This window comes from Streptomyces sp. NPDC037100 (genome assembly GCF_055606225.1).
Genome location: NZ_JBVJSX010000002.1, coordinates 265,747 through 290,896, shown reverse-complemented (window position 1 = coordinate 290,896; position 25,150 = coordinate 265,747). Strand labels below are relative to the sequence as shown.

Sequence of the window (25,150 nt, the reverse complement as noted above, 5' to 3'; positions counted from 1 at the left end):
TGGCCGGGCGCCGGTTCGAGGAACTGCGGCCAACGCGACGAGCCGTGCCGCGGCTGTGGGGAGAGCATGAACGAGGGGAAGCCCACGAAAGCGAAGTGGTGGAGCCGTCCACGGCCGCAGGATCTTGCGGGGGAGCCGGAGGGTAGGGACCAGGTCGTGGCGGAGGACCCGGGCGGGAACGGTGTGCCCGGGCCGGTGACGGCCCCGGCCTCGACCGGCCCCGACGGGGACTTCGAGCTGCCCCGTCCCGCGCCTCGGCACGACGGAGACGGGGACTACGAGTTGAGGCGCCCCGAGGCGGTTGTGACCGAGAGCGCCGGAGAGCCGACGGCGTCGGCGCCCGGGGGACCGGGCGTCCCCGTTGCCCCGGCCTCGCCCGGCGGGCCGGTGCAGGATGTTCCCCGGCCGCTGCACCCGCCCGCCGGGCCGGTGCAAGATGCTTCCCGGCCGGTGCACCCGCCCGCCGGGCCGGTGCAGGATGCTCCCCGGCCGCTGCACGACCCCGACCCGTACAGCACCCCGCCCTATGGCGAACCCGGCCCCTGGGCGCCCGCGCCGCCCGTCCAGCACCCGGCGACGCTCCCCGTGCAAGGCGTGGCGATACCGGGGCAGCCGGCCGTGCCGGGCACCGCAGTCGTGCCGTCGCCGCCCGAGCCGCACGGCACACCGTCCGCCCCGGCCACCGGCGATCCCGCGCCTCCCGCTCACCCGTCGGCCGAGACGCCGCACCCCGGTGCCCCAGGCGTCCCCGGTGGGTCTTCCGGTGCTCCCGGTGCGTCTTCCGGTGCTCCCGGTGCCCCCGCCGCCCTCGGCGACCCAGAGCCCATGCCGACCGTGCCGGTTCACGCCGGTGCTCCAGCAGCCGCCCCCGTCCCCGACCCCTGGCAGCGCTACGACCCCTGGGCGGCCATCGGCCCCGCCGGGGGACAGGGACCCTTCCAGCAGAACGGCGCCGCCGTGCTCAGCACGCAGCAGCGGCGCAGGCGGGGCAGGAAGTCCCTCGTGCTCGGTGCCGTACTGCTCGCGCTCGTGTCCGGGGGGCTCGGAGGCGCCGTAGGGACGTATCTGGAGCGCAACGGGGGTGTCGGGACCGTCGAGCTGCCGCAGGCCGGGAAGGAGGCCTCCGCGCGGGACGCCGACAGCGTGGCCGGGATCGCCGGACGGGCCCTGCCCAGCGTGGTCACCCTGCATGTCAGCGGCGCCGGCGAGCAGGGCACGGGCACCGGCTTCGTGCTCGACACCCGCGGGCACATCCTCACCAACAACCACGTCGTACAGCCCGCCGGATCCGGCGGCGAGATCACCGTGACGTTCAACGGAGGGCAGACCGCAAAGGCCGAGGTCGTCGGCCGGGACAGCGGCTACGACCTCGCCGTCGTGAAGGTGAAGGGCGTCAGCGGACTCACCCCCCTGCCGCTGGGCAACTCGGACAACGTGCAGGTCGGGGACCCGGTCGTGGCCATCGGCGCCCCCTTCGATCTGGCCGGCACGGTCACCTCCGGCATCATCAGCGCCAAGCAGCGGCCCATCACGGCCGGCGGCGAGAAGGGCGATGGCAGCGACGTGTCGTACGTCGACGCGCTGCAGACCGACGCGCCCATCAACCCCGGCAACTCCGGCGGGCCCCTGCTCGACGCCCGGGCCCGGGTCATCGGCATCAACTCGGCCATCCGCTCGGCGGACAGCGGCTCCACACAGGACAGCGCCCGGTCCGGTTCGATAGGCCTCGGCTTCGCCATACCCATCAACCAGGGCAAACGCGTCGCCGAGGAGCTGATCAACACCGGGAAGGCCACCCACCCGGTCATCGGCATCACGCTGGACATGGACTACACGGGCGACGGCGCCCGCGTCGCCGCCGAGGGCAGCGAGGGCGGACCGCCCGTCACCGCCGGCGGCCCGGGCGCCAAGGCGGGGATCAAGTCGGGCGACGTCATCACGGAGGTCGACGGCGCGCGGGTGCACTCCGGCGAGGAACTGATCGTCAAGACCCGGGCGCACCGCCCCGGCGACCGGCTGGAGCTGACCGTCGAGCGCGGCGGCAAGGAGCGCAAGGTCTCGCTCGTCCTCGGGTCGTCGGATGGCTGAGACATGAGGTCCGGGCCCCGGGAGGGCGTCTCATCAGGCCTCACAACGGACCGGCGAGGCAAACGATCGGGAAAGCGCTCCCACCTCCCGCACGCGGAGGTCCCGGGACAGTACCGGTCGGACAGGATCGCCGGGTACCGTGGATCCGGCCCGGACCACGGCAAGACCCGCACCGACCACGAGGGCCGAGGACCGAGGACATCGCTAGGAGCTTCAGGTGTTCAATGACATAGGACCACTCGAGCTGGTGACGCTCATCGTCCTTGCCGTGCTCGTCTTCGGTCCGGACAAGCTCCCCAAGGTCATCCAGGACGTGACGCGCACGATCCGGAAGATCCGTGAGTTCTCGGAGAGCGCCAAGAACGACATCCGGGAGGAACTCGGCCCGGAGTTCAAGGACTTCGAGTTCGAGGACCTCAACCCCAAGACGTTCATCCGCAAGCAGCTGGACAACGAGGACCTGGGGCTCAAGGAGATCCGCAACGGCTTCGACCTGAAGAAGGAGATGGCCGAGGTCACCGACGCCGTCCACAGCCGTGACTCCGACACCTCCTCCGCTGCGGCCGGGGGTGCCGCCGGTTCGTCCGGTGGTCGCATCGACATGACGAAGAAGCCCGAGACGCCCGACCCGGACGACCGGCCGCCCTTCGACGCGGACGCCACCTGAGGGACACGCCCAGGGGCGTACGCCCCGGGTGCGTGACGCGTTTCATACTCCGGTCGGGCTGTGTACGGCCCGATCCGGGCGCCCGTGCGGCCCACGCGCCGGGCGGTTTCCCTGCTGCTCGCAGCGGTGTGGCTATGCTGCCGAGTTGTTGTGCGGACCGTGACGAGTACGCCCGAAGGGGGGCGGGCCGTTCCGGTCCGACTAGAGCGAGGAGGCGTCCGGGCACATGGAGACGACGAGTCGGGCTGTCGCGCAGACGCCGGCCGCGGAGGGCGGACAACAGGCCCCCTTCGCCCGGCGTACGGTCGACGACTACCTGCGTGCGCCCTTCCCGTGGTACGGCCTCGACGAGGCCTTCACGGGACCGCGCCGGCTGATGCAGGTGGGTACGACGGCCGACGGGGCCGTGGAACACGGGTCGATCGGGCACGGGGACGAACCCACCATTCGCAACGAGCACGCGGCCGGGGGCGATCCGGACGCCAAGGAGAAGTTCGCGGTCGTCGTGACCGTCGCGGCGAATCCCTCACGGCGCACGTCGGACGGGACGGGGCTCCTCGAGGCCACCTCGGTGTCCTCCGCGGCGTGGCTCGCGGGCGTCGGACTGCTGTCCTTCACCTGGCCGGGGCAGATGGACCACGCGCTGCGGGACGACTGGCTGGAGCAGCAGACCGAGACGGCGTGGGTGCTGGCGGACGATCTGGACGGGGCCGACTGGTCGACGCTGTCGCTGCCCGTGGACGGGGTGCCCACGGCGTTCCACTACCGGGAGTCCGAGTTCGGCTGGGTGCTCGCCGGGTCCACGTCGGCGGGGGTTCACGTCGGGGCGTACGGCAGGGGCATGAGTGCGTACGGGCTCGGGTTCGCCGTGGTGAAGGACATCGCCGCTTACGCGTGAGTTCCCCCGGGGCGCCGGGTTTTCGGCGCCCCTTCGCCGTGGGTTCCTCGCTTCGTGGGCGGTTGCGGCTGCGGGTGCGATGTGGCCGGTCGCGCAGTTCCCCGCGCCCCTGAGGGGGCTGCCCCCAAGGGCGTTCCTGAGGGGGCTGCCCCCAAGGGCGTTTCGATCTAGAACTTGTTCCTCGGGGTGATGCCCAGGGACAGGCCCGACAGGCCGCGCTGCCTGCCGCCCAGCTTGCCCGCGATCGCCCGGAGGGCCGCGCCCGCCGGGGAGTCGGGGTCCGTGAGGACGACCGGCTTGCCGTCGTCGCCGCCCTCGCGCAGGCGGACGTCGATGGGGATGCTGCCGAGGACCGGGACGTTCGCGCCGGTGGTGCGCGTCAGGCCGTCGGCGACCGTCTGACCGCCGCCCGTGCCGAAGACGTCGACCATTTCGTCGCAGTGCGGGCAGGGCAGGCCCGACATGTTCTCGACCACGCCGACGATCTTCTGGTGGGTCTGGACGGCGATGGAGCCCGCGCGCTCGGCGACCTCGGCCGCCGCCTGCTGAGGCGTCGTCACGACGAGGATCTCCGCGTTCGGAACCAGCTGAGCGACGGAGATCGCGATGTCGCCGGTGCCGGGCGGCAGGTCCAGGAGCAGCACGTCCAGGTCGCCCCAGTACACGTCCGCGAGGAACTGCTGGAGGGCACGGTGGAGCATCGGGCCGCGCCAGACGACCGGGGCGTTGCCCGGGGTGAACATGCCGATCGAGATGACCTTCACGCCGTTCGCCGACGGCGGCATGATCATGTTCTCGACCTGGGTGGGACGGCCGTCGGCGCCCAGCATGCGCGGCACGGAGTGGCCGTAGATGTCGGCGTCGACGACACCGACCTTGAGGCCGTCGGCCGCCATCGCCGCGGCCAGGTTGACCGTCACCGAGGACTTGCCGACGCCGCCCTTGCCGGAGGCGACCGCGTAGACGCGGGTCAGGCTGCCCGGCTTGGCGAAGGGGACCTCGCGTTCGGTCTGGCCACCGCGCAGGGCGCTGGCCAGCTCCTTGCGCTGCTCGTCGCTCATCACGTCGAGCGTGACGTCGACGCGGGTGACGCCCTCGACCGCGGAGACCGCGTCGGTCACGCGCTGCGTGATCGTCTCCCGCATCGGGCAGCCCGAGACCGTGAGGTACACGGTGACCCCGACCGCCCCGTCCGCGCCGATCTCCACCGACTTGACCATCCCGAGCTCGGTGATGGGCTTGTGGATCTCGGGGTCGTTCACCGTCGCCAGTGCCTCGCGCACCGCGTCTTCCGTAGCCATAGGACGATGGTACGGCGCTGTACCGGTGCGTAGGAAAGCGTCTCAGCGGTCGTCTGCGTCACGTCCGCGTGACCGTTCCGCCGGGAATACGACGGGGTCGTGACGATGGCCGTTCTGCCGTTCCTCCATCTCCTTGACCATGTCCTGCAGCTCCGAGCGGATCCAGTCGCGGGTGGCGACCTCGCCCAGGCCGATGCGCAGGGCGGCGATCTCCCGGGTCAGGTACTCCGTGTCCGCGATCGACCGCTCGTTCTGCTTGCGGTCCTGCTCCAGGTTGACCCGGTCGCGGTCGTCCTGCCGGTTCTGCGCGAGCAGGATCAGCGGCGCGGCGTAGGAGGCCTGGAGGGACAGCATCAGCGTCAGGAAGATGAACGGGTACTCGTCGAAGCGCAGGCCGCTCGGTGCGAAGACGTTCCACACCACCCACAGGATGATGGCGACCGTCATCCAGACGATGAACCGCCCGGTGCCCAGGAAGCGGGCGATGCGCTCCGACAGGCGCCCGAAAGCCTCCGGGTCGTACTCGGGCAGGAAGCGGCGCCGGCGCGGGAGCGGCTGGTCGAGACGGGTGGTGCGCGGCCGGGAGGCGGCCGTGGCGCCCGCCGGGGTGCGCTCGCGCAGGCTCTCGCGCTCAGGAACCATCGGTGGCCACCTCCTCGTCCAGGTGGAACTCCGTCTCCCGCCAGTCCTCCGGCAGCATGTGGTCGAGCACGTCGTCCACCGTCACCGCGCCCAGCAGCGACCCGGCCTCGTCGACGACGGGCGCCGCGACCATGTCGTACGTGGCGAAGAAGCCCGCGATGGCGGGCAGGTCCGCCTCCGGGTCGAGCGGCTGGAGGTCGTTGTCCAGGATGGAGCTGACCAGAGAGGGCGGTGGCTCGCGCAGCAGGCGTTGGAAGTGGACCGTGCCCAGGTACTTGCCGGTCGGGGTCTCGTCGGGTGGCCGGCAGACGTAGACCTGGGCGGCCAGGGCGGGGGAGAGGTCGGCGTTGCGGACGCGGGCGAGGGCGTCGGCGACGGTGGCGTCCGGGCGCAGCACGATCGGCTCGGTGGTCATCAGACCGCCCGCCGTCCGGTCCTCGTACGACATCAGGCGCCGCATGTCGGCCGCGTCGCCGGGCTGCATCAGGCTCAGCAGCCGCTCCTGCTCGTCCGTCGGCAGCTCGCCCAGCAGGTCGGCCGCGTCGTCCGGGTCCATGGCCTCCAGGACGTCGGCGGCGCGCTCCTCCTTCAGCTTGCCGAGGATCTCGATCTGGTCGTCCTCCGGAAGCTCCTCCAGGACGTCGGCGAGCCGGTCGTCGTCGAGGGCGGCGGCGACCTCGGCCCGGCGCTTGGGGGAGAGGTGGTGCAGGACGTTGGCCAGGTCGGCCGGCCGCAGCTGCTCGAAGGTGGCCAGCAGGCTCTCGGCACCCTGCCCCTGCTCCTCCAGCGAGAACCCGGTGACAGCGGTCCACTCGACGGTCAGCGCCTCGCCCTTGGCCCGCCGGAACGCCCCGCCCTTCCGGCCCTTGCGGACGAAGACCCGGTCGATCTCCCACTCCCGGCGGGCCGGAAGCTGATGCACCGACAGGTCCAGGACGCTGACCTCCTCGCCGGTCTCGGTGAGCGTCACGCGCCGGTCCAGCAGTTCCCCGAAGACCAGCCGCTCGGTGGGCCGCTGCTCGAAGCGGCGGACGTTGAGCACGCCGGTGGTGATGATCTGGCCGGACTGGATGGCGGTGACCCGGGTCATCGGCAGGAAGATACGGCGGCGGGTGGCGAGTTCGACGACGAGGCCGAGCAGCCTCGGCGGCCGCTGTCCCACTCGAAGCATGACGACCAGATCGCGCACCCGCCCCACCTGGTCGCCGGCTGGGTCGAAGACGGCGACACCTTGGAGGTGCGATACGAAGATCCGGGGGGCGCCCGCTGCCATGGCCGCGGCTCCTTTTCGTGCGGGGTGGTTCGTGGTGGCTGTCTGTGCGGCTGTCTTTGTGCCTGTGTCTTCCGAATTGCCCGCTCGGGTGGGCTTCAGGCTAGCCCGTCCCGATCGGCGACGCGTCGGCGGCCGGTCCGGACGGACTGGCTCCGATCCGCCCGCACGACCCCGGTACCCTGCGGTACGCCGTTCAGGTCTCCCGTCAGAGAGGCAGCCCCACCTGTGACCCCGATTCGCCAGAGCCGTGGCCGCCGTGCCGCACTCGCGAGCGCGACGTGCGCCCTGCTCGTGACGGGAACGGTGCTCACCGGCTGCGCGGAGGATCCGAACGAGGGCACCAACGGGGTCGGCAGACTCCCCGCCGCCAAGATCCAGGGCAAGACCCGGTCTGCCGCCCAGTCCGCCGGGGCGGTCCGGGTGCACGGCAACGTCGTCAGCGGCGGGCGGACGTACGCGCTCGACATGCGGCTGAAGGACGACGGCGGCGACGGTTCGGTCACCAGCAAGGGCGCGACCTTCAAGCTGCTGCGCATCGGCGAGCAGCTCTTCGTCAAGGCGGACGCCGAGTTCTGGACTCACGGCAGAAGCCAGGGCGGGGACGGCGAGGCGGACGCGGCGGCGGCCTCCAAGCTCGACGGCAAGTTCGTGAAGGTGCCGCAGGACGATCCCGCGTACAAGAAGTTCAGCGGTTTCACGGACAAGACTCTCCTCCTCGACGGTCTGCTGACCCTGCACGGGACGCTCGCGGCGGACGGCCACGACGAGGAGGCGGGCGTCCGCACCATCCGCGTCACCGGTGACAAGGGCTCCGGCGGCACCCTGGAGGTCTCCCTCGAGGGCAAGCCGTACCCGCTGCGCCTGGAGCGGGCCGGCGGAGCGGGCACCCTCACGTTCTCCGGCTGGGGCGAGGACTTCTCCCTCAGGGAGCCGGAGCGGAACGAGACGGTCGACTACGGCGAGCAGCTGCCGTCGTCGTAGGCCGTCAGGTCCGTTTGCGCTTCTTCAGCAGCAGGCGGGGCAGCCCCGCCGGGACCGGCCGGCGGGTGATCGCCGGGGACGGCAGGGGCGGCTCGGACAGCGAGCCGTCGGGCAGGGGCGCCGTCGCCCCCGTCGGTTCCAGGCGCAGCACCCGGCACTCGCGGGCCCAGCGGTCGGTCATGGCCTCGCCGTCGGGCGCGTTCAGCCGTTTGCCCTTGAGGTCGGCGACCGCCGCGTCCCACGCCTCCGAACCCGGGGCGAGCTCCGTGACCCGCGCCGTCCAGGTGGCCAGCCGGCCGCCCTTGTCCTTGCTGCGGACCGTCACCTTCGCCTCGGCGCCGTCGGCCAGCCCCGGCAGCGGCTGCTCGCCCGGCCCGTCGCCGACCAGGCACGCGGCACCCTCGTGCCACACGTGCCACAGCGCGCGCACCGGGCCGTCGGGGCCCTGCACCCAGACGAGGCCGGACTTCTTCGTGGCCTCCTCGACGAGGGCCTGGTCGAGCAGCTCGCTTGTCATGGGGCCCAGCCTAACCAGGCCGCTCACAGCCATCCGTTCCGCTTCAGCGTGCGGTGGATGCCGAGGCAGACGAGCACGGTGAAACCGAGGATCACCGGGTAGCCGTAGCGCCAGTGCAGCTCCGGCATGTGGTCGAAGTTCATGCCGTACACGCCGCACACCATCGTCGGCACGGCGATGATCGCGGCCCAGGAGGTGATCTTCCGCATGTCCTCGTTCTGGGCGACGGACGCCTGGGCGAGGTTGGCCTGGAGGATGGAGTTGAGCAGCTCGTCGAAGCCGAGGACCTGCTCCTGGACGCGGGCCAGGTGGTCGGCGACGTCCCGGAAGTACTTCTGGATGTCGGGGTCGATCAGCCGCATCGGCCGCTCGCTCAGCAGCTGCATGGGCCGCAGCAGCGGCGACACGGCCCGCTTGAACTCCAGCACCTCGCGCTTGAGTTGGTAGATCCGGCCGGCGTCCGAACCGCGCGGTGAGCCCTTGCGCCCCGGGGAGAACACCTCGGTCTCCACCTCGTCGATGTCGTCCTGCACCGCGTCGGCGACGGCGATGTACCCGTCGACGACGTGGTCCGCGATGGAGTGCAGCACGGCCGAGGGGCCCTTGGCGAGCAGCTCGGGGTCGTCCTGGAGGCGGTGCCTGAGGGCCCGCAGGGAGCCCTGCCCGCCGTGCCGGACGGTGATGAAGAAGTCCCGTCCGGTGAAGCACATGACCTCGCCGGACTCGACGACCTCGCTGTTGGCGTCGAGCTGGTCGTGCTCGACGTAGTGGATGGTCTTGAAGACCGTGAAGAGGGAGTCGTCGTAGCGCTCCAGCTTGGGCCGCTGGTGGGCCTGGACGGCGTCCTCCACGGCCAGCGGGTGCAGCCCGAACTCACCGGCGATGCCGGAGAATTCGGCCTCGGTCGGCTCGTGCAGGCCGATCCACACGAAACCCCCGTCGCGGCGCGCCAGGCGCACCGCCTCGTGCGGGGTCAGTGCGGTCTCGGTCTCGATGCGGCGGCCGTCGCGGTAGACGGCGCAGTCGACGACGGCCGAGGCCGCGGCGGGGCTGCGGGTGGCGTCGTAGGTCCCGCTCTCCTTGCGCAGCGACACACGGGACGGACGGACAACGGCGCGCAGGTCGCGGATCATCGACATGGCGGGCTCCTTCGCGGGCGGGCAACGAACGACGCCGGCGACGGGTGGAACTACCCGGAATGAGGACGTTGTGACTACGGATGTTTGGCACGTCCACAAAGCGGGGAGCACCGCATCGTCGCGGTGGCCGGTTTCGTTACTGATTCAGCTACTGAGGCAGATCAGGCAAAGCGAAACGAAGCGCTCTTCCGCGGTGAAGCGAGTGCGAGAGGTGGCAGCCGGGGAACAGAAGCAGCTACATCGGCGGCGCGAAGAGCGTGGTGCTACTGCACGGTCGACTTCGATCCATTGCAGCCCCACCTCCTCCGGCCGGTCCCTCGTAAGGGAGTTCCTTCGGCGTCGGGGCTTGATCGCGACGCTTCTGCGTGCTGCCCCGAACCACCGGGCAAGAGTAGCAGCCGACACAACTGTCAAGGTGCTGCTTTGCCCGCTACTGACGAGTTCTATGCTCGCCGCATGGCAGATGTTCTCCCTCTGGTCGAAGCCCGGTTGCGCAGCGCACTGGGTGAACCGGACGCACGCGCGGCGGTCACCTTCCTGGGCACGGACCGCATCGAGGTGCTCCGCTTCCAGGAGGGCGGCATCGTCCGCTACGCCTCGCTCGGCATGTCCGCGCACCCCATGACCGACCCCACGGCGGTGGTCGCCGACCCGGTCAAGGGCCCGCGCGCCGAGCTCGTCCTGTCGGTCCGTGCCGGGATCGCCGACACCGACAAGGCGCTCCGGCCGCTCGCCGTCCTCGCCGCGTCTCCGCAGGTGGAGGGAGTGGTCGTGGCCCCCGGAGCGTCCCTCGACGTCGGTGAGCCGCTGTGGCCGGGCGCTCCCTTCACATCGGTCCTGGTCGCCGAGCCGGGCGGTCTGGTCGAGGACCTGGAGCTCGACGAGCCCCTCGACCCCGTGCGGTTCCTGCCGCTGCTGCCGATGACCCCGAACGAGGCCGCCTGGAAGCGCGTGCACGGCGCGCAGGCGCTCCAGGAGCGGTGGCTGAACCAGGGGACGGACCTCCGGGACCCGTCCCGGAAGTCCGTCCCGCTGGAGTGAGGAAGCTCACCAACCTCGGGCTGCGCGGCGTCAGTTGGCGAAGACGGTGACGCCGCCCTCGGTCGCGTGCCGCGGCTCCGGCTCCTCGGCGGTGGGGGTCCCCCCTGCTCGAGCGGAGTCGAGAGCTTGGGGGAGGGTGAGGGCCTTGCGCCGTACGACGACCACGACCGCGCCCACGATGGCGGTGACCGCCGCCACCACGAACGGGATGTGGATGTCGGTCCACTCCTCGATCTTCGGCGCGAAGTAGGGGGCTGCCGCCGCCGCGAACCAGCGCACGAAGTTGTAGCCCGCGCTCGCCACCGGCCGGGGTGCGTCCGAGACGCCCAGGGCCAGTTCGGTGTAGACGGTGTTGTTCACCCCGATGAAGGCGCCGGACAGGATGGTGCAGACGACGGCGGCCGTGTGCGAGCCGTAGCCGAGCGCCAGGACGTCGGCCGCGAGCAGGACCAGCGAACCGCCGAGCACCTTCAGGGAGCCGAACCGCTTCTGGAGCCGGGGCGCCACGATCACCGAGAAGACGGCGAGCAGCACACCCCAGGCGAAGAACACCGCACCCGACCGGTACGGGCTCATGTTCAGCACGAACGGGGTGAAGGCCAGCACGGTGAAGAACGTGTAGTTGTAGAAGAACGCCGAGACCGCCGCGGAGGCGAGGCCGCCGTGTCCGAGGGCCTTGAGCGGATCCAGCAGCGAGGTCTTGCGGGCCGGCTTCGGCTGCTCCTTCAGGAACACCGTGATGCACAGGAAGCCGACGGCCATCAGGAACGCGGTGCCGAAGAACGGGTAGCGCCAGCTGGCGTCGCCGAGCAGGGCGCCCAGCAGCGGGCCGCAGGCCATGCCGAGGCCGAGTGCCGACTCGTAGAGCAGGATCGCCGCGGCGCTGCCGCCGGCCGCCGCGCCGACGATGACCGCGAGTGCCGTCGAGACGAACAGCGCGTTGCCGAGGCCCCATCCGGCGCGGAACCCGACCAGTTCGCCGACGGAGCCGGAGGCGCCCGCGAGCCCGGCGAACACCACGACGAACGCGAGGCCGAGCAACAGGGTCTTCTTCCCGCCGATCCGGCTGGAGACGAATCCGGTCACCAGCATCGCGACGGCGGTGATGAGGAAGTACGAGGTGAAGAGCAGGGAGACCTGGCCGGCCGTGGCGTCGAGGCCCTGGGCGATGGACGGCAGGATCGGGTCGACGAGCCCGATGCCCATGAAGGCGACGACCGAGGCCCCGGCGGTCGCCCACACGGACTTGGGCTGCTTCAGGAGGCCGCCCGCTCCGGCGTCGAAGGGGTCCATTGCTTGCTCCCTTTCCCGAGACGAGGTAGTTGGTATATGCACACACTAAGTTAGCCAAGCTAATTAATGCAAGCTACATCTAATGTGGAGGTGAAGGGTTCCGTCCGGATGGGTGATCGTCCTTGACGCGGCGGGGCGCGGGTAGGACCGTGGGGCCCTATGAGGGGCGAACCCAGTTGCCCGAAGTGTGGTGGCCGGGTCAGGGCTCCCGGCCTCTTCTCCGACTCGTGGCAGTGCGATGTACACGGCACCGTCCATCCGGTGCAGCCCGTGATACCGCCCAGCGTCGACGCCCTCGACGTCGTGGTGCACCGCACCCGGGTGCCGCTGTGGATGCCCTGGCCCCTGCCGGTGGGATGGCTGTTCACGGGGGTGGCCTGCGCGGGGGACGACCGCACCGGCGGCCGCGCGACCGCAGTGGCCTGCACGGGGCCCGGGCCGCTCGGCGGGATGGGCGAGCTGATCCTGGTGGCCGAGGAGCTCGGGGTCGGGCTCGGGGCGCGCTACGCGGGCATGGACGGTCCCGACCCGGGGCCGCACATGAACGTCGAGAAGCCGCCGCAGGCCAAGGTGCTGGCCGCCGGGCGCCCTACGCCGTTGTGGCACGTGGCCGGGGCGCCGGAGGACCGGGCGGTGTTCGCGGGGGAGGCGCTCGGAATGTGGCTGTGGGCCGTGGTGTGGCCCGAGCAGTCCGGGCTGCTGATGTACGACGAACTGGTGCTGGCGGATCTCCGGGAGGCGGGGGCGGAGGTGGAGCTGGTGCCTTGTGGGGCGTTGTCGCCGCGCTTGCTTCAGCCGTAACGCCTCTTGGGGTGAGAGTTCGGGTGCGCCGGCGGCTGCCGGCTCGCTGTGGCTGGTCGCGCAGTTCCCCGCGTGCCTTTGAGGCGCGTTGATGTAGGGGGTGCTTGCGATGCCCCTTTGAGGCGCGTTGATGTAGGGGGCGCTTGCGATGTAGGGGGTGCTTGCCGGATTCGGGTGTGACATCGGTCGTTGAAAATCCGGTTATCCTTGAGCGGTCCTGTTCCTGCCGTCGTGTCTGGAGTCCGTGTCGTGCGTATCGATCTGCACACCCACTCCACCGCTTCCGACGGCACGGACTCGCCCGCCGAGCTGGTGCGGAAAGCCGCTGTGGCCCGGCTCGACGTCGTCGCGCTCACCGATCACGACACCACGCGCGGGCATGCCGAGGCGATCGCCGCGCTGCCCGAGGGCGTCACGCTGGTGACCGGGGCCGAGCTCTCCTGCCGGATCGACGGCATCAGCATGCACATGCTGGCCTACCTCTTCGATGCCGAGGAGCCGGCGCTGCTCGCCGAGCGGGAGCTGGTCCGGGACGACCGGGTACCGCGCGCCCAGGGCATGATCGCCAAGCTTCAGGAGCTGGGCGTGCCCGTGACCTGGGAACAGGTGGCACGGATCGCCGGCGGCGGGTCCGTCGGGCGCCCGCACGTGGCGAGCGCGCTCGTCGAGCTGGGTGTCGTGCCGACCGTGAACGACGCCTTCACCCAGGACTGGCTGGCCGACGGCGGCCGGGTCTTCGTGGAGAAGCACGAGACCGACCCCTTCGAGGCCATCCGCCTGATCAAGGGTGCGGGCGGGGTCGCGGTGTTCGCGCACCCCGGGGCGAGCAAGCGGGGGCTCACGGTGCCGGAGGCCGCCATCGCCGAGATGGCCGCGGCCGGGCTGGACGGCGTCGAGGTCGACCACATGGACCACGACGCGGACACGCGGGCGCGGCTGCGGGGTCTGGCCAAGGAGCTCGGGCTGCTCGTGACCGGGTCCTCGGACTACCACGGCAGCCGTAAGACCTGCGTGCTCGGGGAGTACACGACGGATCCCGAGGTGTACGGGGAGATCACGCGGCGGGCCTTCGGGGCGTTTCCCGTGCCGGGGGCCGGCGGGGCCGACGGGGCCGACGGGGCCGTCTGAGGGCTCTCTGCCGTAGTTCCGTCTCTTTCTTTCCTGCTTCTCTTCCTGCTTCTCCTCCTCTCACCCGGCGCTGCCCGCTGCGCCCAGGCGTTCCGCCCTGTGTGACGCCTGCCCGCAGCGGCGGCCCCCTGCGCAAGGCTCACTCATGTTCGACCTCGCCGTCTTCGGCTCCCTGTTCCTGACCCTCTTCGTCATCATGGATCCCCCGGGGATCACACCGATCTTCCTCGCCCTCACCGCGGGCCGACCCGGCAAGGTGCAGAAGCGGATGGCCTTCCAGGCCGTCTGCGTCGCCGGTGGCGTGATCACCGTGTTCGGGCTGCTCGGTCACCAGATCCTCGACTACCTGCACGTGTCCGTGCCCGCGCTGATGATCGCGGGTGGCCTGCTGCTTCTCCTGATCGCGCTGGACCTGCTCACCGGCAAGACCGACGAGCCCAAGCAGACCAAGGACGTCAACGTCGCCCTGGTGCCACTGGGCATGCCGCTGCTGGCCGGACCAGGCGCGATCGTGTCGGTCATCCTCGCCGTGCAGAAGGCCCACAGCGTCGCCGCGCAGGTGTCCGTATGGGCGGCCATCCTCGCCATCCACGTCGTGCTGTGGCTGGTGATGCGCTACTCGCTGGTGATCATCCGGATCATCAAGGACGGCGGTGTGGTCCTGGTGACCCGCCTGGCCGGCATGATGCTCTCGGCGATCGCCGTGCAGCAGATCATCAACGGCGTCACGCAGGTGATCCAGCAGAGCTGAGGGCCCGCTTCAGCCCTGCTGGGGCAGTACGCTGCGGATCTCCCGGGCCGGGCCGGGGTGGCCGAGGTACTCCTCGATCTTGTGCGCACGGTCGCGGCCGTTGGAGACGGCCAGTTGGCTGAGCTTTCCCCAGCGTTCGTCCTCCAAGGGGCAGCCGATGGCCACCGCGTCGGTGGGGCACCAGACGTTCACCCAGTTGCGCACCCTGGGCGGCTGGTGCGGGCCGTGGCTCAGCAGCCGTTCGTTGACGCCGTCCAGGCCGAGCGGGCTGCCCGCCGTGACCAGCAGGACGGGGTCGAGGTCCTCGGGGATCCGGTTCAGGAGGTCCATGCCCACGACCGTGCCCAGGCTGTGCGTGACCAGCACCAGCTCGCCGCTGGTCGGCATCGTCTCCATGACGCTGTCCAGCACCGCCTGCCGCACGGCGCTGTCACCGAGGTACAGGTCGACGTCCCGCAGGAATGTGGCGATGGTCCACTCGTCCAGGTCCGACCGGGCGGCGAGCCAGCTCAGCGGCCGGTGCAGTGCCCCGACCAGGCCCGCACCGAAGCCCTCGGTGGCCGCCGGACCGTTCTGGGGCATGCCGGCCCGGGCGGCCGCTTCGTAGAGCAGCCGTTCGTAGGAGCCCGTGGGTGATTCCGCTGCGAACACCTCGGCGGCAGCGGCGGCGCTCACCTGGTCGAGGCCGATGGGCTCGGCCGTGCTCTCCCTGCCGCTCACGAGGCCGTGCAGTCGCGTGCCGTAGAACGGGAACCACACGTCCTCCGGGTCGAGCGGCGGCAGGGACGCGAGGGTGAGCCCGTGGTTCAGGCCTGCCGTCCAGGAGCGGCGGAGAAACTCGGGGTCCTTCTTCTGCTGGTCCCGGCCGTGCAGGAACACCAGGTGCCGGCGGCCGCCGAAGGCGGTGCCACGGGCCGGGAGCCCGACCTGGGGTCCGCGGTCCGCGGCCTCGCGCCCGGTCGCGGGGACCGGCACCGGGGCCGCGGGGGCCGACGGGGTGGTGACGCCCGGTACCGCCATCGGCTGCAGCCGTGTGCCGGGAGGCGGCGCTGTGGTCATGGTCTGGTCCAGGCCGGCGTCCGGGCCCATCTCGGCCAGCAGGGCGCGCCGCCCCGGGTCGAGGTCCAGCCCGGCCAGGTGCTTGAGGATCGAGCTGATCCGGACGCCCTCGTTGGCGACCCAGTCGATGGCGTCGTCGCCGTCGCCCTGCTGCCAGGGCCGGCCGTCCTTGCGCAGGACCCGGCCCTGGCCGTCCTTCTTCGGCACGCCGCTGTGGTGCAGCGCGACGACCTCCCACTGGTCGTTGAAGACGGGGGAGCCGGAGTTCCCCGGTTCGGTGTCGGTCGTGTAGTGCACGAAGTCGTCGAGGCGGACCAGCAGCGCGTTGTCGCGCAACGCGATCTCCTTCAGCCGCCCCGAGGGATGGCCGATGATGTTCACCTTCTCGCCGAGCACCAGCTTGCCGGTCTGCACGCTCAGCCGGTTCCAGCCGAAGATCTCGCCCGGCGCGGGGCCGTCCACCGTGGGCGCCAGCGCCACGAGGGCGAAGTCGAGCCGCCGGTCCGCGGCGAAGAAGATCTGCGGGTCGAGCTCCATCCGGACGACGGTGTCGGGCAGGTTGTCCGCCGTGACCTGGGCATTGAACTCCGCGAAGCAGGTCCGGGCGAAGCTCTCGTCGGGCAGGACGTGGTGGTTGGTCATCAGCAGCCGTGGCGACACCAGGAAGCCGGTGCCGTGCGGCAGCTCGCGGCCGTCGCGCCGCAGGGTGATCCGGGCGACCGTGGCCCCGGCCCTGACCCCGCGCGGCAGGAAGCTCCAGGCCTGGAGCTCGTTGGACAGATCGATGATCCGCTCGTTGGCGTCGGGCAGGTCCATGGCCTCGCGGTGGATGTCGGCCACCACCGCCGAGGGCGACAGGCCGCCCCGGTCGAGGATCCGGTCGGCGCGGACGGCCAGCGCGTCGGGGGAGTCCGGGTAGCGCACCCCGGCCGCCAGCCGGCCCTCGACCCGCTCGCGCTCCGCGGTGGAGTCCTCGTAGCGCCGCGCGGCCTCGGCGGCGGCCTGCTGGTGCAGTTCCTCGTGCGACCGGTCCGTCACCGACATGTCCCACCGTCCTGTTCTGGTTCGTACTGTCCCTTCCAGCCAGTACGCCCCCGGCCAGGGAGGTCCGCAACAGCGGAGCCCCCGCACGGCCGATGCCGGGCGGGGGCTGCGAAGCGTGGGAGATCCGCGCGCGTTATGAGGCCGTGGTCTCGGCCGGGCGGATCCACAGGCGCTGCCCGATGGCGGCGGCCTGCTGAACGATGCGGTTGACGGAGGCGGCGTCCACAACGGTCGAGTCCACGGGTGTGCCGTCGACGTCGTCGAGTCGCATGATTTCGAAGCGCAAGGGCTTCTCCCTTCGTCTGGTCATCCTCCTGAGGAGAACTACTTGAGTGGGTGGCCCACCAGGCTGCGGCGCTCGGTGTTCCATATGGGTCAACAGGGCTGCATGGTTCAAACATTCCCTACGCTAAGGAAATTTTTCGAACGGCTAATTACTGAGTCGTAAGAGTGTCGTTACGGGACCGACCGGGACCGGTTGTGTTCGCAGCGTGACCGCCGGGACAATGAAGGCGATGAACGACGACCTCGCGGCCCTCAGCGCCCGCATCGACCGCACCAACGAGCTGCTCCAGCGCATGCTCGCCGAGGTGGCGAAGACGCCCTCCACCCACGCGATCTTCGTCGATGCCGGGTACCTGTACGCGGCCGCCGGCCGCCTCGTCGCCGGCACGGAGGACCGCCGCGCCTTCGACGTGGACGCCGAGGGCCTGATCGACGCGCTCATCGACAAGGCCCGCACGATCTTCGCGGACAGCCGGCTGCTGCGGGTCTACTGGTACGACGGCGCCCGGCGCCGCATCCACACGGCCGAACAGCAGACCATCGCGGAACTGCCGGACGTCAAGGTGCGGCTCGGCAACCTCAACGCCAACAACCAGCAGAAGGGCGTCGACTCACTCATCCGCTCCGACCTGGAGTCCCTCGCCCGGCACCGGGCCATCAGCGACGCGGCCCTGCTCGGCGGCGACGAGGACCTCGTCTCGGCGGTGGAGGCGGCCCAGGGGTACGGCGCCCGGGTCCACCTCTGGGGCATCGAGGCGCCGGAGGGCCGCAACCAGGCGGAGCCCCTGCTGTGGGAGGTCGACAGCCAGCGCACCCTCGACCTCGACTTCTTCAAGCCGTACGTCTCCCGCCGCACCGCCCCCGCCCACGAGACGGCGGCGGAACGGCCCACCCGCGAGGACGTGCGGTTCGTGGGGGCGCAGATCGCGGCGAAATGGCTGGCGGCACGCGGCCGGGACACGCTGGTCCAGCTGCTGCCCGGGCACCCGTACCTGCCGGGCTCGGTGGACCAGGACCTGCTCGTGGAGGCGGAGGGCCTCCTGCAGTATTCGCTGCGCGGCCAGGCGGACCTGCGGCGGGCGCTGCGGGACGGCTTCTGGGAACACCTGCGGACGCAGTACTAGGCCGTCCCGGGGGCCTCCGGGAACCGGCCCTCTCCGAGGCCGTCCCAGAAGTCCGCGAGGGCGTGGGCCGTCGGCAGGGGCTGGTCGGCGTTGGGGGAGTGCTCGGCTCCCGTGATGACCGTGCGGTGCGCGTCCAGCCGCAGGGCCATGTCGTCGAGGATCGCCACCGGCCAGGTGTCGTCGTGCGCGCCCGACAGCACGTGGAACGGCAGCGGCACCGCGGCGAGTTCGGCCACGCGGTCCGGCTCGGTGCACAACTGACGCCCCGTCGCGAGGAGTTGGGCAGGGCTGTGGCCCAGCCAGCGGCGGCGCAACTGGTCCTGGTCACCGAGGCCGCGGGCAGGCCCGCCGACCTCCTCCGGCGGCCCCATGGCCTGGATGGCCTCCCACACCTTGGCCATCGACAGCACGGCGAGCGCGTCCCGCAGCAGCTTCACGCGCTGCTGCTGGGAGACGGAGATCTCCGCCGGGCCGGACGAGACCAGGGTGAACGAGACGAAGGGGGAGTGGTCGAGCAGCACGGCCGCACGGGCGATCTGCCCGCCGAGCGAGTGCCCCACGAGGTGCACGGGTTCGCCCAGCGCCTCGGCCTGGGCGAGCACGTCCCGCGCCAGTTCCCGCTGGGCGTAGACCGACTCGTCGTCCAGGGGCCCGTCCGACTCGTGCTGCCCCCGCCCGTCCACGGCGACGACCCGGTATCCCCGCTCCGCGAGCGGCTCGTGGAGCAGCCTGAAGTCCTCCTTGCTCCCGGTGAACCCGGGCAGCATCAGGACGACTCCCCTGACCTGCGCACCCTGCTTCGGCGACGAGTCGACGACGGCGAACTCGCCGCGCGAGGTGCGCAGGGGGTAGGCGCGGGCGCCCGGGGGCGGGGGGAAGGCGGGGTGGCTGGTCACGGGGCGAGGGTAGCGGGTGGGGGCTGTCTCGGTGCTCCGGGTGAGTGGTGGGGGTTGCCCCGGGTGCTCCGGGTGAGTGGTGGGGGTTGCCCCGGGTGCTCTGGGTGAGTGGTGGGGGTTGCCCCGGGTGCTCTGGGTGAGTGGTGGGGGTTGCCCCGGTGTTCCGGGTGAGTGGTGGGGGCTGTCCCGGTGTTCCGGGTGAGTGGTGGGGGGCTGTCCCGGTGCTCTGGGTGAATCGTGGGGCCGCCCCGGTGCTCCGAGTGAATGCCGACGGCCCGGCTCCCCGTGAGGGGCGCCGGGCCGTCGAAGAGGGGTGTGTCAGCCCTCCGTGGGCTCCGCGGCGGCCGTGGCCTTGCGGGTGCGGCGGGCCCTGGGCTTCGCCTCCGTCGCGTCCTCCGAGGCGGCGGCTGTGGCAGCCGCCGCCGTCTTGCGCGTGCGGCGCGGCCTGGCCGCCTCCGGCTCCTGGTCCGCCTGCGCGGGGATCTCGGTCGGCTCGGCGGCCTTGCGGGTGCGGCGGCGCGGCTTGGCCTCCGTACCCTCGGCCGTGTCGACCGCGGCCTCGGCCGCGGCAGCCGTCTTGCGCGTGCGGCGCGGCTTCGCCTCGGCGGCCTCCGCGTCCGGGACGGCAGCGGTGGTCTTCCGCGTCCGGCGCGGCTTGGCCTCAGCGGCCTCCGGCTCCTGGGCCGTCTGTGCCGGGATCTCGGCGACGGTCGGAGCAGGCTCTGCGGCCTTACGGGTCCGGCGGCGCGGCTTGGCCTCGGTGCCCTCGGCCGTGTCGACGGCTTCCTCCGCCGGAGCGGTGGCCTTGCGGGTGCGACGCGGCTTGGTCTCCGCGACCTCGGAAGCCTCGCCCGTGGCCGTGGCCGTGGTCTCGGCGGTCTTGCGGGTGCGGCGACGCGGCCCGGCCTCGACGGCCTCCGCCGTGTCGACGGCAGTTTCGGCCGCAGCCGTCGCCTTGCGCGTACGCCTGGGCTTGGCCTCGGCCGCCTCGACGGCGTCCTCCGCGCCCGGCGCCGCTGCGGCCGACTTGCGGGTGCGACGCGGCTTGGCCTCGGCCCCCTCGGCCGTGTCGACGCTCGCCTCGGCCTTCGCGGCCGTCTTGCGGGCGCGGCGCGGCTTCGCCTCGGTCGGCTCCGGAGCGGACTCGGTGGTCCCCTCGGCCGTGTCGACGCTCGCCTCCGCCTTCGCGGCCGTCTTGCGGGCGCGGCGCGGCTTGGTCTCCGCCGGCTCCGGCGTGGCCTCGGTGGTCCCCTCGGCCGTGTCGAGCGCCGACTCGGCCGCGGACGCCGCCGTGGCCTTGCGGGTGCGGCGGCGCGGCTTGGCGGCGGCCTCGGGCTGTGCGGCATCCGCGGCGGCCGGAGCCTCGGCGACGACCGTCGGCTCCGCGACCGCCGGGGTCACCGTGGCCTCGGTCTCCACCACCGGCGCCTCCGAACGACGCGTACGGCGCCGACGCGGCTTCGCGGCCGTCTCGGCGGCCTCCGTGGCCGAGCCCTCCGCCGTCGCGACGGCGCTCTCCGCCTGCTCGGACGGGGCGGACTCGACCGCCGCGACCGGAGCCGGCTGGGACTGGGCCCCGCCGCGGGTGCGGCGACGGCGACGCGGGGTGCGCGGAGCCGCCACGGCGTCCGCCTCGGCGGCGCCGTCGGTGGCCGTGGTGTCCGGTCCGGTGGTGCCGACGGACTCGGGAGCCCCGTCCACCGAGGCCCCGCCGCGGGTACGGCGGCGGCGACGCGGCGACCGCTCGCGGTCGGCCGAACGCGACTCGTCCCGATCGCCCCGGTCTCCTCGCCCGCCACGTCCGCGCGGTCCGCGGCCGCCCGGCTCGCCCAGGTCCTCCATCTGCTCCGCGTCCAGCCCGGCGCGCGTGCGCTCCGAGCGCGGCAGGACGCCCTTGGTGCCCTCGGGGATGCCGAGGTCGGAGTAGAGGTGCGGGGAGGTGGAGTACGTCTCCGGCGGGTCGTTGAAGTCCAGCTCCAGCGCCTTGTTGATCAGCTGCCAGCGCGGGATGTCGTCCCAGTCGACGAGGGTGATCGCGATGCCCTTGGCGCCCGCACGGCCCGTACGGCCGATGCGGTGCAGGTACGTCTTCTCCTCTTCGGGCGACTGGTAGTTGATGACGTGCGTCACGCCCTCGACGTCGATGCCGCGGGCGGCGACGTCGGTGCAGACGAGCACGTCCACCTTGCCGTTGCGGAAGGCCCGCAGCGCCTGCTCACGGGCGCCCTGGCCGAGGTCGCCGTGGACCGCGCCGGAGGCGAAGCCGCGCTGCTTCAACTGGTCCGCGAGATCGGCCGCCGTGCGCTTGGTGCGGCAGAAGACCATGGCCAGTCCCCGGCCCTCGGCCTGGAGGATGCGCGCGACCATCTCGGGCTTGTCCATGTTGTGCGCGCGGTAGATGTACTGCTTGGTGTTCGCCACCGTCGCGCCCGCGTCGTCAGGCGACGTGGCACTGATGTGCGTGGGCTGCGACATGTAGCGGCGGGCGAGGCCGATGACCGCGCCCGGCATGGTCGCCGAGAACAGCATGGTCTGGCGCCGCACCGGCAGCATGTTGATGATCTTCTCGACGTCGGGCAGGAAGCCCAGGTCGAGCATCTCGTCGGCCTCGTCGAGGACCAGGGACTTGACGTGCTTCAGGTTCAGCTTCTTCTGACCGGCGAGGTCGAGGAGCCGGCCCGGGGTGCCGACGACCACGTCGACGCCCTTCTTGAGGGCCTCGACCTGGGGCTCGTAGGCCCGGCCGCCGTAGATGGCGAGGACGCGGACGTTGCGCACCTTGCCCGCGGTCAGCAGGTCGTTGGTGACCTGGGTGCACAGCTCGCGCGTGGGGACGACGACGAGCGCCTGCGGGGCCTCGGTGAGGGCTTCGGGCTCGGCGCGTCCTGCCTCGACGTCGGCGGGGACGGTGACGCGCTCGAGGAGCGGGAGGCCGAAGCCCAGCGTCTTGCCGGTGCCGGTCTTGGCCTGGCCGATGACGTCCTTGCCCGAGAGGGCAACGGGGAGCGTCATCTCCTGGATGGGGAAGGGGGTGATGATGCCGACGGCCTCAAGGGCCTCGGCGGTCTCGGGGAGGATTCCGAGCTCTCGGAACGTAGTCAGGGTGCTGCCTCTTCTGTGTGGGCGGCGCGAGGCGAGCGCGGGGTCGTGTCAGACCGTGCCGGGGACGTCGGCTGCCTACGGGCGGGCCGTAGAGCACGGGACCGCGCCGACGCTCTAGCGCTCGTGCCGCTGAGGGTGTCCCCCTCCGGGACTCGTACGCACTGGGGCGGACGGCCGGGGAGGGCTGTCGGGTCGGAGCCGATCGGGCCACCGACCGGGCATCCTCATACGTGCGGCCTGTCGAGGTACGGCGACGTACCAGCAGGCGCATTACCACCATACCCCGGAATCGCGCACATGCGACGGCCGATTCGGTCACGTAGTCGTCGTCACAGTGATTGACCAGGGCCTTACGCCTCCCGGCGAGCGGGTTATTGTGCGCTTCATGACGAGCTCTGACAAGCCTGAGAACGCCTCGGACACCGCCGCCGCCGAACCCACCTCCGTTGCCGCCCGCGACTGGGCGACGGCCTCCGCCGACCCGCAGTACCGTGCCGCGGTCGTGGATCTGCTCGGTGCGCTCGCCTACGGGGAACTGGCGGCGTTCGAGCGGCTCGCGGAGGACGCCAAACTGGCGCCGACCCTGGCGGACAAGGCGGAGTTGGCGAAGATGGCGTCGGCGGAGTTCCACCACTTCGAGAGGCTGCGGGACCGGCTCGCCGAGATCGGTGAGGAGCCGACGAGCGCGATGGAGCCGTTCGTGGCCGCGTACGACGGTTTCCACAAGCAGACGGCCCCCTCGGACTGGCTGGAGGGCCTCGTCAAGGCCTACGTCGGCGACTCCATCGCCAGCGACTTCTACCGGGAGGTCGCCGCCCGGCTGGACTCCGACTCCCGCGACCTGGTGCTGGCCGTGCTCGACGACACGGGGCACGGCGGCTTCGCCGTGGAGAAGGTGCGGGCCGCGATCGAGGCCGACCCGCGTGTGGGCGGGCGCCTCGCGCTGTGGGCGCGGCGGCTGATGGGCGAGGCCCTGTCGCAGTCCCAGCGGGTGGTCGCCGACCGGGACGCGCTGTCGACCATGCTGGTGGGCGGTGTCGCGGACGGCTTCGACCTCGCCGAGGTCGGCAAGATGTTCTCCCGGATCACCGAGGCCCACACCAAGCGGATGGCCGCACTGGGGCTGGCCGCCTAGTCCCTGTCGTCTGTCGAAGGTCGGCTGCGGGGCGCGGGGCCTTCAGCCGACCCGGGCCCCGCGACGCCGGGATGATCCGGCCGGACGGGCCCCTGTCGCCTTTCGGCCGATCCGCGTCCTCGCAAGCGCCACCCTCGGCGACCCGTCACGCGGTCGCCGACCGGCGGCGCAGTCTTCCCGAGGGGCGCAGCAGCAGCGACAGCGAGGCCACCGAGACGATCACCGCGCCGAGCAGGACGAGCAGCACATGCCCGGCGTCCAGAGCGCTGTGCATGACGAATGCCCCGAAGAGGGCGCCGGCGACTCCGGTGGACAGCACCATGGAGCGGGCCGGGAGACGGTGCGGCAGGCGGTGCACGGCCGCCCACGACAGAGCCAGGCCGAGGATCGCGGAGCTCAACGCTTCCAGGAGCATGTCGGGGTCCCTCCCACACGGCCGGCCTGCCCAAATCGGTCGTAGCCCGTCTTACCCCTGACCTGCGGAATCCAATCCACCTCTGTGGGCGACTTGTGCGCCATCCGTGGAGGAACCGGTGCGTCGCAAGGGCACGCTGTGGGCTACGCAAGAGGGGTGTCCGAGGGAGGCCGACGCAAACGCGGCGGGCCGGGAGCAGCCGCGGCGGGCCGGATCGTCGGCAGCCGCGGCGGGACGGGTCGTCAGCAACCGCGGCGGGACGGGTCGGCGGCGGCAACGCAAACGGGGCGGGTCGGCGGGAACGCAAACGGGGCGGGTCGGCGGCAACGCAAACGGGGCGGGTCGGCCGAAGCCGTCCCGCCCCGCTCCACGCGTGCGCCTACAGCGCGCCGAAGCCCACCTTGCGCGGGGCCGGCTCACCGATCTCGACGTAGGCGAGACGGTCGGCCGGGACGAGGAGCTTGCGGCCGTGCTCGTCCACGAGGCTCAGCAGCTGCGACTTCCCGGCCAGTGCCTCGGCGACCACGCGCTCGACCTCCTCGGCAGTCTGACCGCTCTCCAGAACGATCTCGCGGGGCGCGTGCTGCACGCCGATCTTGACCTCCACGGCTATGTCCCTCCGACGGTCAGTGATGTGCGCGACCTTCCGCGCCGTACGCAGCACACATTAGCCCGGTGAGGGGACGTACATGCTCCGCCCGAGAACGCCACGAGCGAACATCGGGCGGGAACAACGGCACCCGTCAGTGCTGCGGCTGCTCCATGCCGTGCAGCGGGAAGCCCGCGATACCGCGCCATGCCAGCGAGGTGAGCAACTGCACGGCCTGGTCGCGCGGCACGCTGCGGTCGCTGTGCAGCCAGGACCGTGCCACCACCTGGGCGAGGCCACCGAGGCCCGACGCGAGCAGCATCGACTCCGCGCGCGACAGGCCGGTGTCCTCGGCGATGACGTCGCAGATCGCCTCCGCGCACTCGTTCGTGACCTTGTCGACGCGCTCGCGCACGGCGGGCTCGTTCGTCAGGTCCGACTCGAAGACCAGGCGGAAGGCACCGCCGTCGTCCTCGACGTAGGCGAAGTAGGCGTCCATCGTCGCCCGCACGCGCTGCTTGTTGTCGGTCGTCGACGCCAGCGCGTTGCGTACGGCCAGGATGAGCGACTCGCAGTGCTGGTCCAGCAGGGCGAGGTAGAGGTCGAGCTTGCCCGGGAAGTGCTGGTAGAGCACCGGCTTGCTGACGCCGGCACGCTCCGCGATGTCGTCCATCGCGGCCGCGTGGTAGCCCTGGGCCACGAAGACTTCCTGGGCGGCACCCAGGAGCTGGTTCCGTCGGGCACGGCGTGGCAGGCGTGTGCCCCGCGGGCGAACCGCCTCTGTCTGCTCGATGGCTGTCACGCCGCCTCCCATAGTCGTCCACGTGCGGATCTGGCCGCGTCGCCATCGTACTTTTCAGTAACCGTGGTGTGCGCGGTGAGAGCGCAGAATTTCACGGACCGGACGGATGCGAAAGCGGTTTCGAAGGTTTCAAACAGGGTCAGAGCGGGCAAAAGGCTGCCTCTTTCCTGTTCTGTGGA

The 25,150-nt window shown here is 71.7% G+C and carries 23 protein-coding genes; 10 read left to right on the top strand and 13 right to left on the bottom strand.

The window, feature by feature from the left end:
- The first annotated feature begins 66 nt into the window (after window positions 1–66).
- The 3 genes from ACZ7EG_RS06435 to ACZ7EG_RS06425 all read left to right on the top strand — a co-directional run bounded on the left by ACZ7EG_RS06435 (window position 67) and on the right by ACZ7EG_RS06425 (window position 3,653).
- Entirely contained in the window at window positions 67–2,088 is a 2,022-nt protein-coding gene (locus ACZ7EG_RS06435; RefSeq protein ID WP_471073157.1) for a S1C family serine protease, read from the top strand.
- A gap of 217 nt (window positions 2,089–2,305) precedes the next feature.
- Window positions 2,306–2,755, top strand: coding sequence for a sec-independent translocase (locus ACZ7EG_RS06430; RefSeq protein WP_471073154.1), 450 nt, complete (start codon window positions 2,306–2,308; stop codon window positions 2,753–2,755).
- 226 nt (window positions 2,756–2,981) lie between these two features.
- A complete protein-coding gene (locus tag ACZ7EG_RS06425; protein ID WP_471073151.1) occupies window positions 2,982–3,653 on the top strand; it encodes a hypothetical protein in 672 nt (223 codons plus the stop codon).
- A 167-nt stretch (window positions 3,654–3,820) separates the two neighbouring features.
- Here the strand turns inward: ACZ7EG_RS06425 and ACZ7EG_RS06420 are convergent, their stop codons facing one another.
- From ACZ7EG_RS06420 to ACZ7EG_RS06410, 3 genes are read right to left on the bottom strand one after another with little or no spacing between them, the layout of a single operon-like run.
- The gene (locus ACZ7EG_RS06420; RefSeq protein ID WP_471073148.1) at window positions 3,821–4,954 is read right to left on the bottom strand and encodes an Mrp/NBP35 family ATP-binding protein; all 1,134 of its coding nucleotides are present in this window, start codon (window positions 4,952–4,954) and stop codon (window positions 3,821–3,823) included.
- A 42-nt stretch (window positions 4,955–4,996) separates the two neighbouring features.
- A complete protein-coding gene (locus ACZ7EG_RS06415; protein WP_184559941.1) occupies window positions 4,997–5,596 on the bottom strand; it encodes a DUF1003 domain-containing protein in 600 nt (199 codons plus the stop codon).
- On the bottom strand, window positions 5,586–6,869 hold the full coding sequence (locus ACZ7EG_RS06410) for a magnesium transporter MgtE N-terminal domain-containing protein (protein ID WP_471073144.1): 1,284 nt from the start codon (window positions 6,867–6,869) through the stop codon (window positions 5,586–5,588). Before ACZ7EG_RS06410 ends, ACZ7EG_RS06415 begins: the two co-directional genes overlap by 11 nt.
- A 225-nt stretch (window positions 6,870–7,094) precedes the next feature.
- Between ACZ7EG_RS06410 and ACZ7EG_RS06405 the strand changes: the two genes are divergently transcribed.
- A complete protein-coding gene (locus tag ACZ7EG_RS06405; RefSeq protein ID WP_471073141.1) occupies window positions 7,095–7,850 on the top strand; it encodes a hypothetical protein in 756 nt (251 codons plus the stop codon).
- Between the two features lie 4 nt (window positions 7,851–7,854).
- Here the strand turns inward: ACZ7EG_RS06405 and ACZ7EG_RS06400 are convergent, their stop codons facing one another.
- Together ACZ7EG_RS06400 and ACZ7EG_RS06395 are read right to left on the bottom strand one after the other, a co-directional pair.
- The gene (locus tag ACZ7EG_RS06400; protein ID WP_471073138.1) at window positions 7,855–8,367 is read right to left on the bottom strand and encodes a hypothetical protein; all 513 of its coding nucleotides are present in this window, start codon (window positions 8,365–8,367) and stop codon (window positions 7,855–7,857) included.
- A gap of 23 nt (window positions 8,368–8,390) precedes the next feature.
- Window positions 8,391–9,506, bottom strand: coding sequence for a magnesium and cobalt transport protein CorA (locus ACZ7EG_RS06395; RefSeq protein WP_471073135.1), 1,116 nt, complete (start codon window positions 9,504–9,506; stop codon window positions 8,391–8,393).
- 456 nt (window positions 9,507–9,962) lie between these two features.
- On the opposite strand from ACZ7EG_RS06395, the gene ACZ7EG_RS06390 reads away from it, so the two are divergent.
- On the top strand, window positions 9,963–10,547 hold the full coding sequence (locus ACZ7EG_RS06390) for a suppressor of fused domain protein (RefSeq protein ID WP_471073132.1): 585 nt from the start codon (window positions 9,963–9,965) through the stop codon (window positions 10,545–10,547).
- A 30-nt stretch (window positions 10,548–10,577) separates the two neighbouring features.
- On the opposite strand, the gene ACZ7EG_RS06385 is transcribed toward ACZ7EG_RS06390, so the two are convergent.
- Window positions 10,578–11,840, bottom strand: coding sequence for an MFS transporter (locus ACZ7EG_RS06385; RefSeq protein ID WP_471073129.1), 1,263 nt, complete (start codon window positions 11,838–11,840; stop codon window positions 10,578–10,580).
- A 159-nt stretch (window positions 11,841–11,999) separates the two neighbouring features.
- On the opposite strand from ACZ7EG_RS06385, the gene ACZ7EG_RS06380 reads away from it, so the two are divergent.
- The 3 genes from ACZ7EG_RS06380 (at window position 12,000) to ACZ7EG_RS06370 (ending at window position 14,520) form a co-directional block, all read left to right on the top strand.
- The gene (locus ACZ7EG_RS06380) at window positions 12,000–12,641 is read left to right on the top strand and encodes a DUF6758 family protein (protein ID WP_471073126.1); all 642 of its coding nucleotides are present in this window, start codon (window positions 12,000–12,002) and stop codon (window positions 12,639–12,641) included.
- Window positions 12,642–12,890: 249 nt separating this feature from the next.
- A complete protein-coding gene (locus ACZ7EG_RS06375; RefSeq protein WP_471073123.1) occupies window positions 12,891–13,769 on the top strand; it encodes a PHP domain-containing protein in 879 nt (292 codons plus the stop codon).
- A gap of 145 nt (window positions 13,770–13,914) precedes the next feature.
- Window positions 13,915–14,520, top strand: a complete 606-nt coding sequence (locus ACZ7EG_RS06370; RefSeq protein ID WP_471073120.1) for a MarC family protein — start codon at window positions 13,915–13,917, stop codon at window positions 14,518–14,520.
- Between the two features lie 9 nt (window positions 14,521–14,529).
- Here the strand turns inward: ACZ7EG_RS06370 and ACZ7EG_RS06365 are convergent, their stop codons facing one another.
- Together ACZ7EG_RS06365 and ACZ7EG_RS06360 are read right to left on the bottom strand one after the other, a co-directional pair.
- Window positions 14,530–16,623 carry a trypsin-like serine peptidase gene (locus tag ACZ7EG_RS06365; protein ID WP_471073117.1) on the bottom strand — a complete coding sequence of 698 codons (2,094 nt, stop codon included), beginning with the start codon at window positions 16,621–16,623 and terminating at the stop codon, window positions 14,530–14,532.
- Window positions 16,624–16,756: 133 nt separating this feature from the next.
- Complete coding sequence (locus ACZ7EG_RS06360) at window positions 16,757–16,909, bottom strand: hypothetical protein (protein ID WP_003992775.1); 153 nt, start codon at window positions 16,907–16,909, stop codon at window positions 16,757–16,759.
- A 229-nt stretch (window positions 16,910–17,138) separates the two neighbouring features.
- Here ACZ7EG_RS06360 and ACZ7EG_RS06355 point away from each other — a divergent pair, with 229 nt between their 5' ends.
- Window positions 17,139–18,032: an NYN domain-containing protein gene (locus ACZ7EG_RS06355; protein WP_471073114.1), complete on the top strand. Its 894-nt coding sequence runs from the start codon at window positions 17,139–17,141 to the stop codon at window positions 18,030–18,032.
- On the opposite strand, the gene ACZ7EG_RS06350 is transcribed toward ACZ7EG_RS06355, so the two are convergent.
- A complete protein-coding gene (locus ACZ7EG_RS06350; RefSeq protein WP_471073111.1) occupies window positions 18,029–18,928 on the bottom strand; it encodes an alpha/beta fold hydrolase in 900 nt (299 codons plus the stop codon). The genes ACZ7EG_RS06355 and ACZ7EG_RS06350 overlap by 4 nt on opposite strands.
- A gap of 318 nt (window positions 18,929–19,246) precedes the next feature.
- Window positions 19,247–21,940: a DEAD/DEAH box helicase gene (locus ACZ7EG_RS06345; RefSeq protein WP_471073108.1), complete on the bottom strand. Its 2,694-nt coding sequence runs from the start codon at window positions 21,938–21,940 to the stop codon at window positions 19,247–19,249.
- A gap of 475 nt (window positions 21,941–22,415) precedes the next feature.
- On the opposite strand from ACZ7EG_RS06345, the gene ACZ7EG_RS06340 reads away from it, so the two are divergent.
- The gene (locus tag ACZ7EG_RS06340) at window positions 22,416–23,165 is read left to right on the top strand and encodes a ferritin-like fold-containing protein (protein ID WP_389976222.1); all 750 of its coding nucleotides are present in this window, start codon (window positions 22,416–22,418) and stop codon (window positions 23,163–23,165) included.
- A 145-nt stretch (window positions 23,166–23,310) separates the two neighbouring features.
- Here the strand turns inward: ACZ7EG_RS06340 and ACZ7EG_RS06335 are convergent, their stop codons facing one another.
- From ACZ7EG_RS06335 to ACZ7EG_RS06325, 3 genes are all read right to left on the bottom strand, one after another.
- Window positions 23,311–23,580 (bottom strand): hypothetical protein, encoded by a 270-nt coding sequence (locus tag ACZ7EG_RS06335; RefSeq protein WP_471073105.1) that lies wholly within the window; start codon window positions 23,578–23,580, stop codon window positions 23,311–23,313.
- Window positions 23,581–23,959: 379 nt separating this feature from the next.
- A complete protein-coding gene (locus tag ACZ7EG_RS06330) occupies window positions 23,960–24,187 on the bottom strand; it encodes a DUF3107 domain-containing protein (RefSeq protein WP_030854792.1) in 228 nt (75 codons plus the stop codon).
- 136 nt (window positions 24,188–24,323) lie between these two features.
- Window positions 24,324–24,971: a TetR/AcrR family transcriptional regulator gene (locus ACZ7EG_RS06325; RefSeq protein ID WP_471073102.1), complete on the bottom strand. Its 648-nt coding sequence runs from the start codon at window positions 24,969–24,971 to the stop codon at window positions 24,324–24,326.
- Between the last annotated feature and the right edge of the window lie 179 nt (window positions 24,972–25,150).

What these genes read in the sequence shown, in the direction of transcription:
- ACZ7EG_RS06355 (WP_471073114.1), top strand. Translation starts at nt 17,139, where the DNA reads ATGAACGACGACCTCGCGGCCCTCAGCGCCCGCATCGACCGCACCAAC.
- ACZ7EG_RS06415 (WP_184559941.1), bottom strand. Translation starts at nt 5,596, where the DNA reads ATGGTTCCTGAGCGCGAGAGCCTGCGCGAGCGCACCCCGGCGGGCGCC.
- ACZ7EG_RS06340 (WP_389976222.1), top strand. Translation starts at nt 22,416, where the DNA reads ATGACGAGCTCTGACAAGCCTGAGAACGCCTCGGACACCGCCGCCGCC.
- ACZ7EG_RS06400 (WP_471073138.1), bottom strand. Translation starts at nt 8,367, where the DNA reads ATGACAAGCGAGCTGCTCGACCAGGCCCTCGTCGAGGAGGCCACGAAG.
- ACZ7EG_RS06385 (WP_471073129.1), bottom strand. Translation starts at nt 11,840, where the DNA reads ATGGACCCCTTCGACGCCGGAGCGGGCGGCCTCCTGAAGCAGCCCAAG.
- ACZ7EG_RS06345 (WP_471073108.1), bottom strand. Translation starts at nt 21,940, where the DNA reads ATGACGCTCCCCGTTGCCCTCTCGGGCAAGGACGTCATCGGCCAGGCC.
- ACZ7EG_RS06335 (WP_471073105.1), bottom strand. Translation starts at nt 23,580, where the DNA reads ATGCTCCTGGAAGCGTTGAGCTCCGCGATCCTCGGCCTGGCTCTGTCG.
- ACZ7EG_RS06410 (WP_471073144.1), bottom strand. Translation starts at nt 6,869, where the DNA reads ATGGCAGCGGGCGCCCCCCGGATCTTCGTATCGCACCTCCAAGGTGTC.
- ACZ7EG_RS06425 (WP_471073151.1), top strand. Translation starts at nt 2,982, where the DNA reads ATGGAGACGACGAGTCGGGCTGTCGCGCAGACGCCGGCCGCGGAGGGC.
- ACZ7EG_RS06380 (WP_471073126.1), top strand. Translation starts at nt 12,000, where the DNA reads ATGAGGGGCGAACCCAGTTGCCCGAAGTGTGGTGGCCGGGTCAGGGCT.
- ACZ7EG_RS06420 (WP_471073148.1), bottom strand. Translation starts at nt 4,954, where the DNA reads ATGGCTACGGAAGACGCGGTGCGCGAGGCACTGGCGACGGTGAACGAC.
- ACZ7EG_RS06365 (WP_471073117.1), bottom strand. Translation starts at nt 16,623, where the DNA reads ATGTCGGTGACGGACCGGTCGCACGAGGAACTGCACCAGCAGGCCGCC.
- ACZ7EG_RS06370 (WP_471073120.1), top strand. Translation starts at nt 13,915, where the DNA reads ATGTTCGACCTCGCCGTCTTCGGCTCCCTGTTCCTGACCCTCTTCGTC.
- ACZ7EG_RS06390 (WP_471073132.1), top strand. Translation starts at nt 9,963, where the DNA reads ATGGCAGATGTTCTCCCTCTGGTCGAAGCCCGGTTGCGCAGCGCACTG.
- ACZ7EG_RS06395 (WP_471073135.1), bottom strand. Translation starts at nt 9,506, where the DNA reads ATGTCGATGATCCGCGACCTGCGCGCCGTTGTCCGTCCGTCCCGTGTG.
- ACZ7EG_RS06435 (WP_471073157.1), top strand. Translation starts at nt 67, where the DNA reads ATGAACGAGGGGAAGCCCACGAAAGCGAAGTGGTGGAGCCGTCCACGG.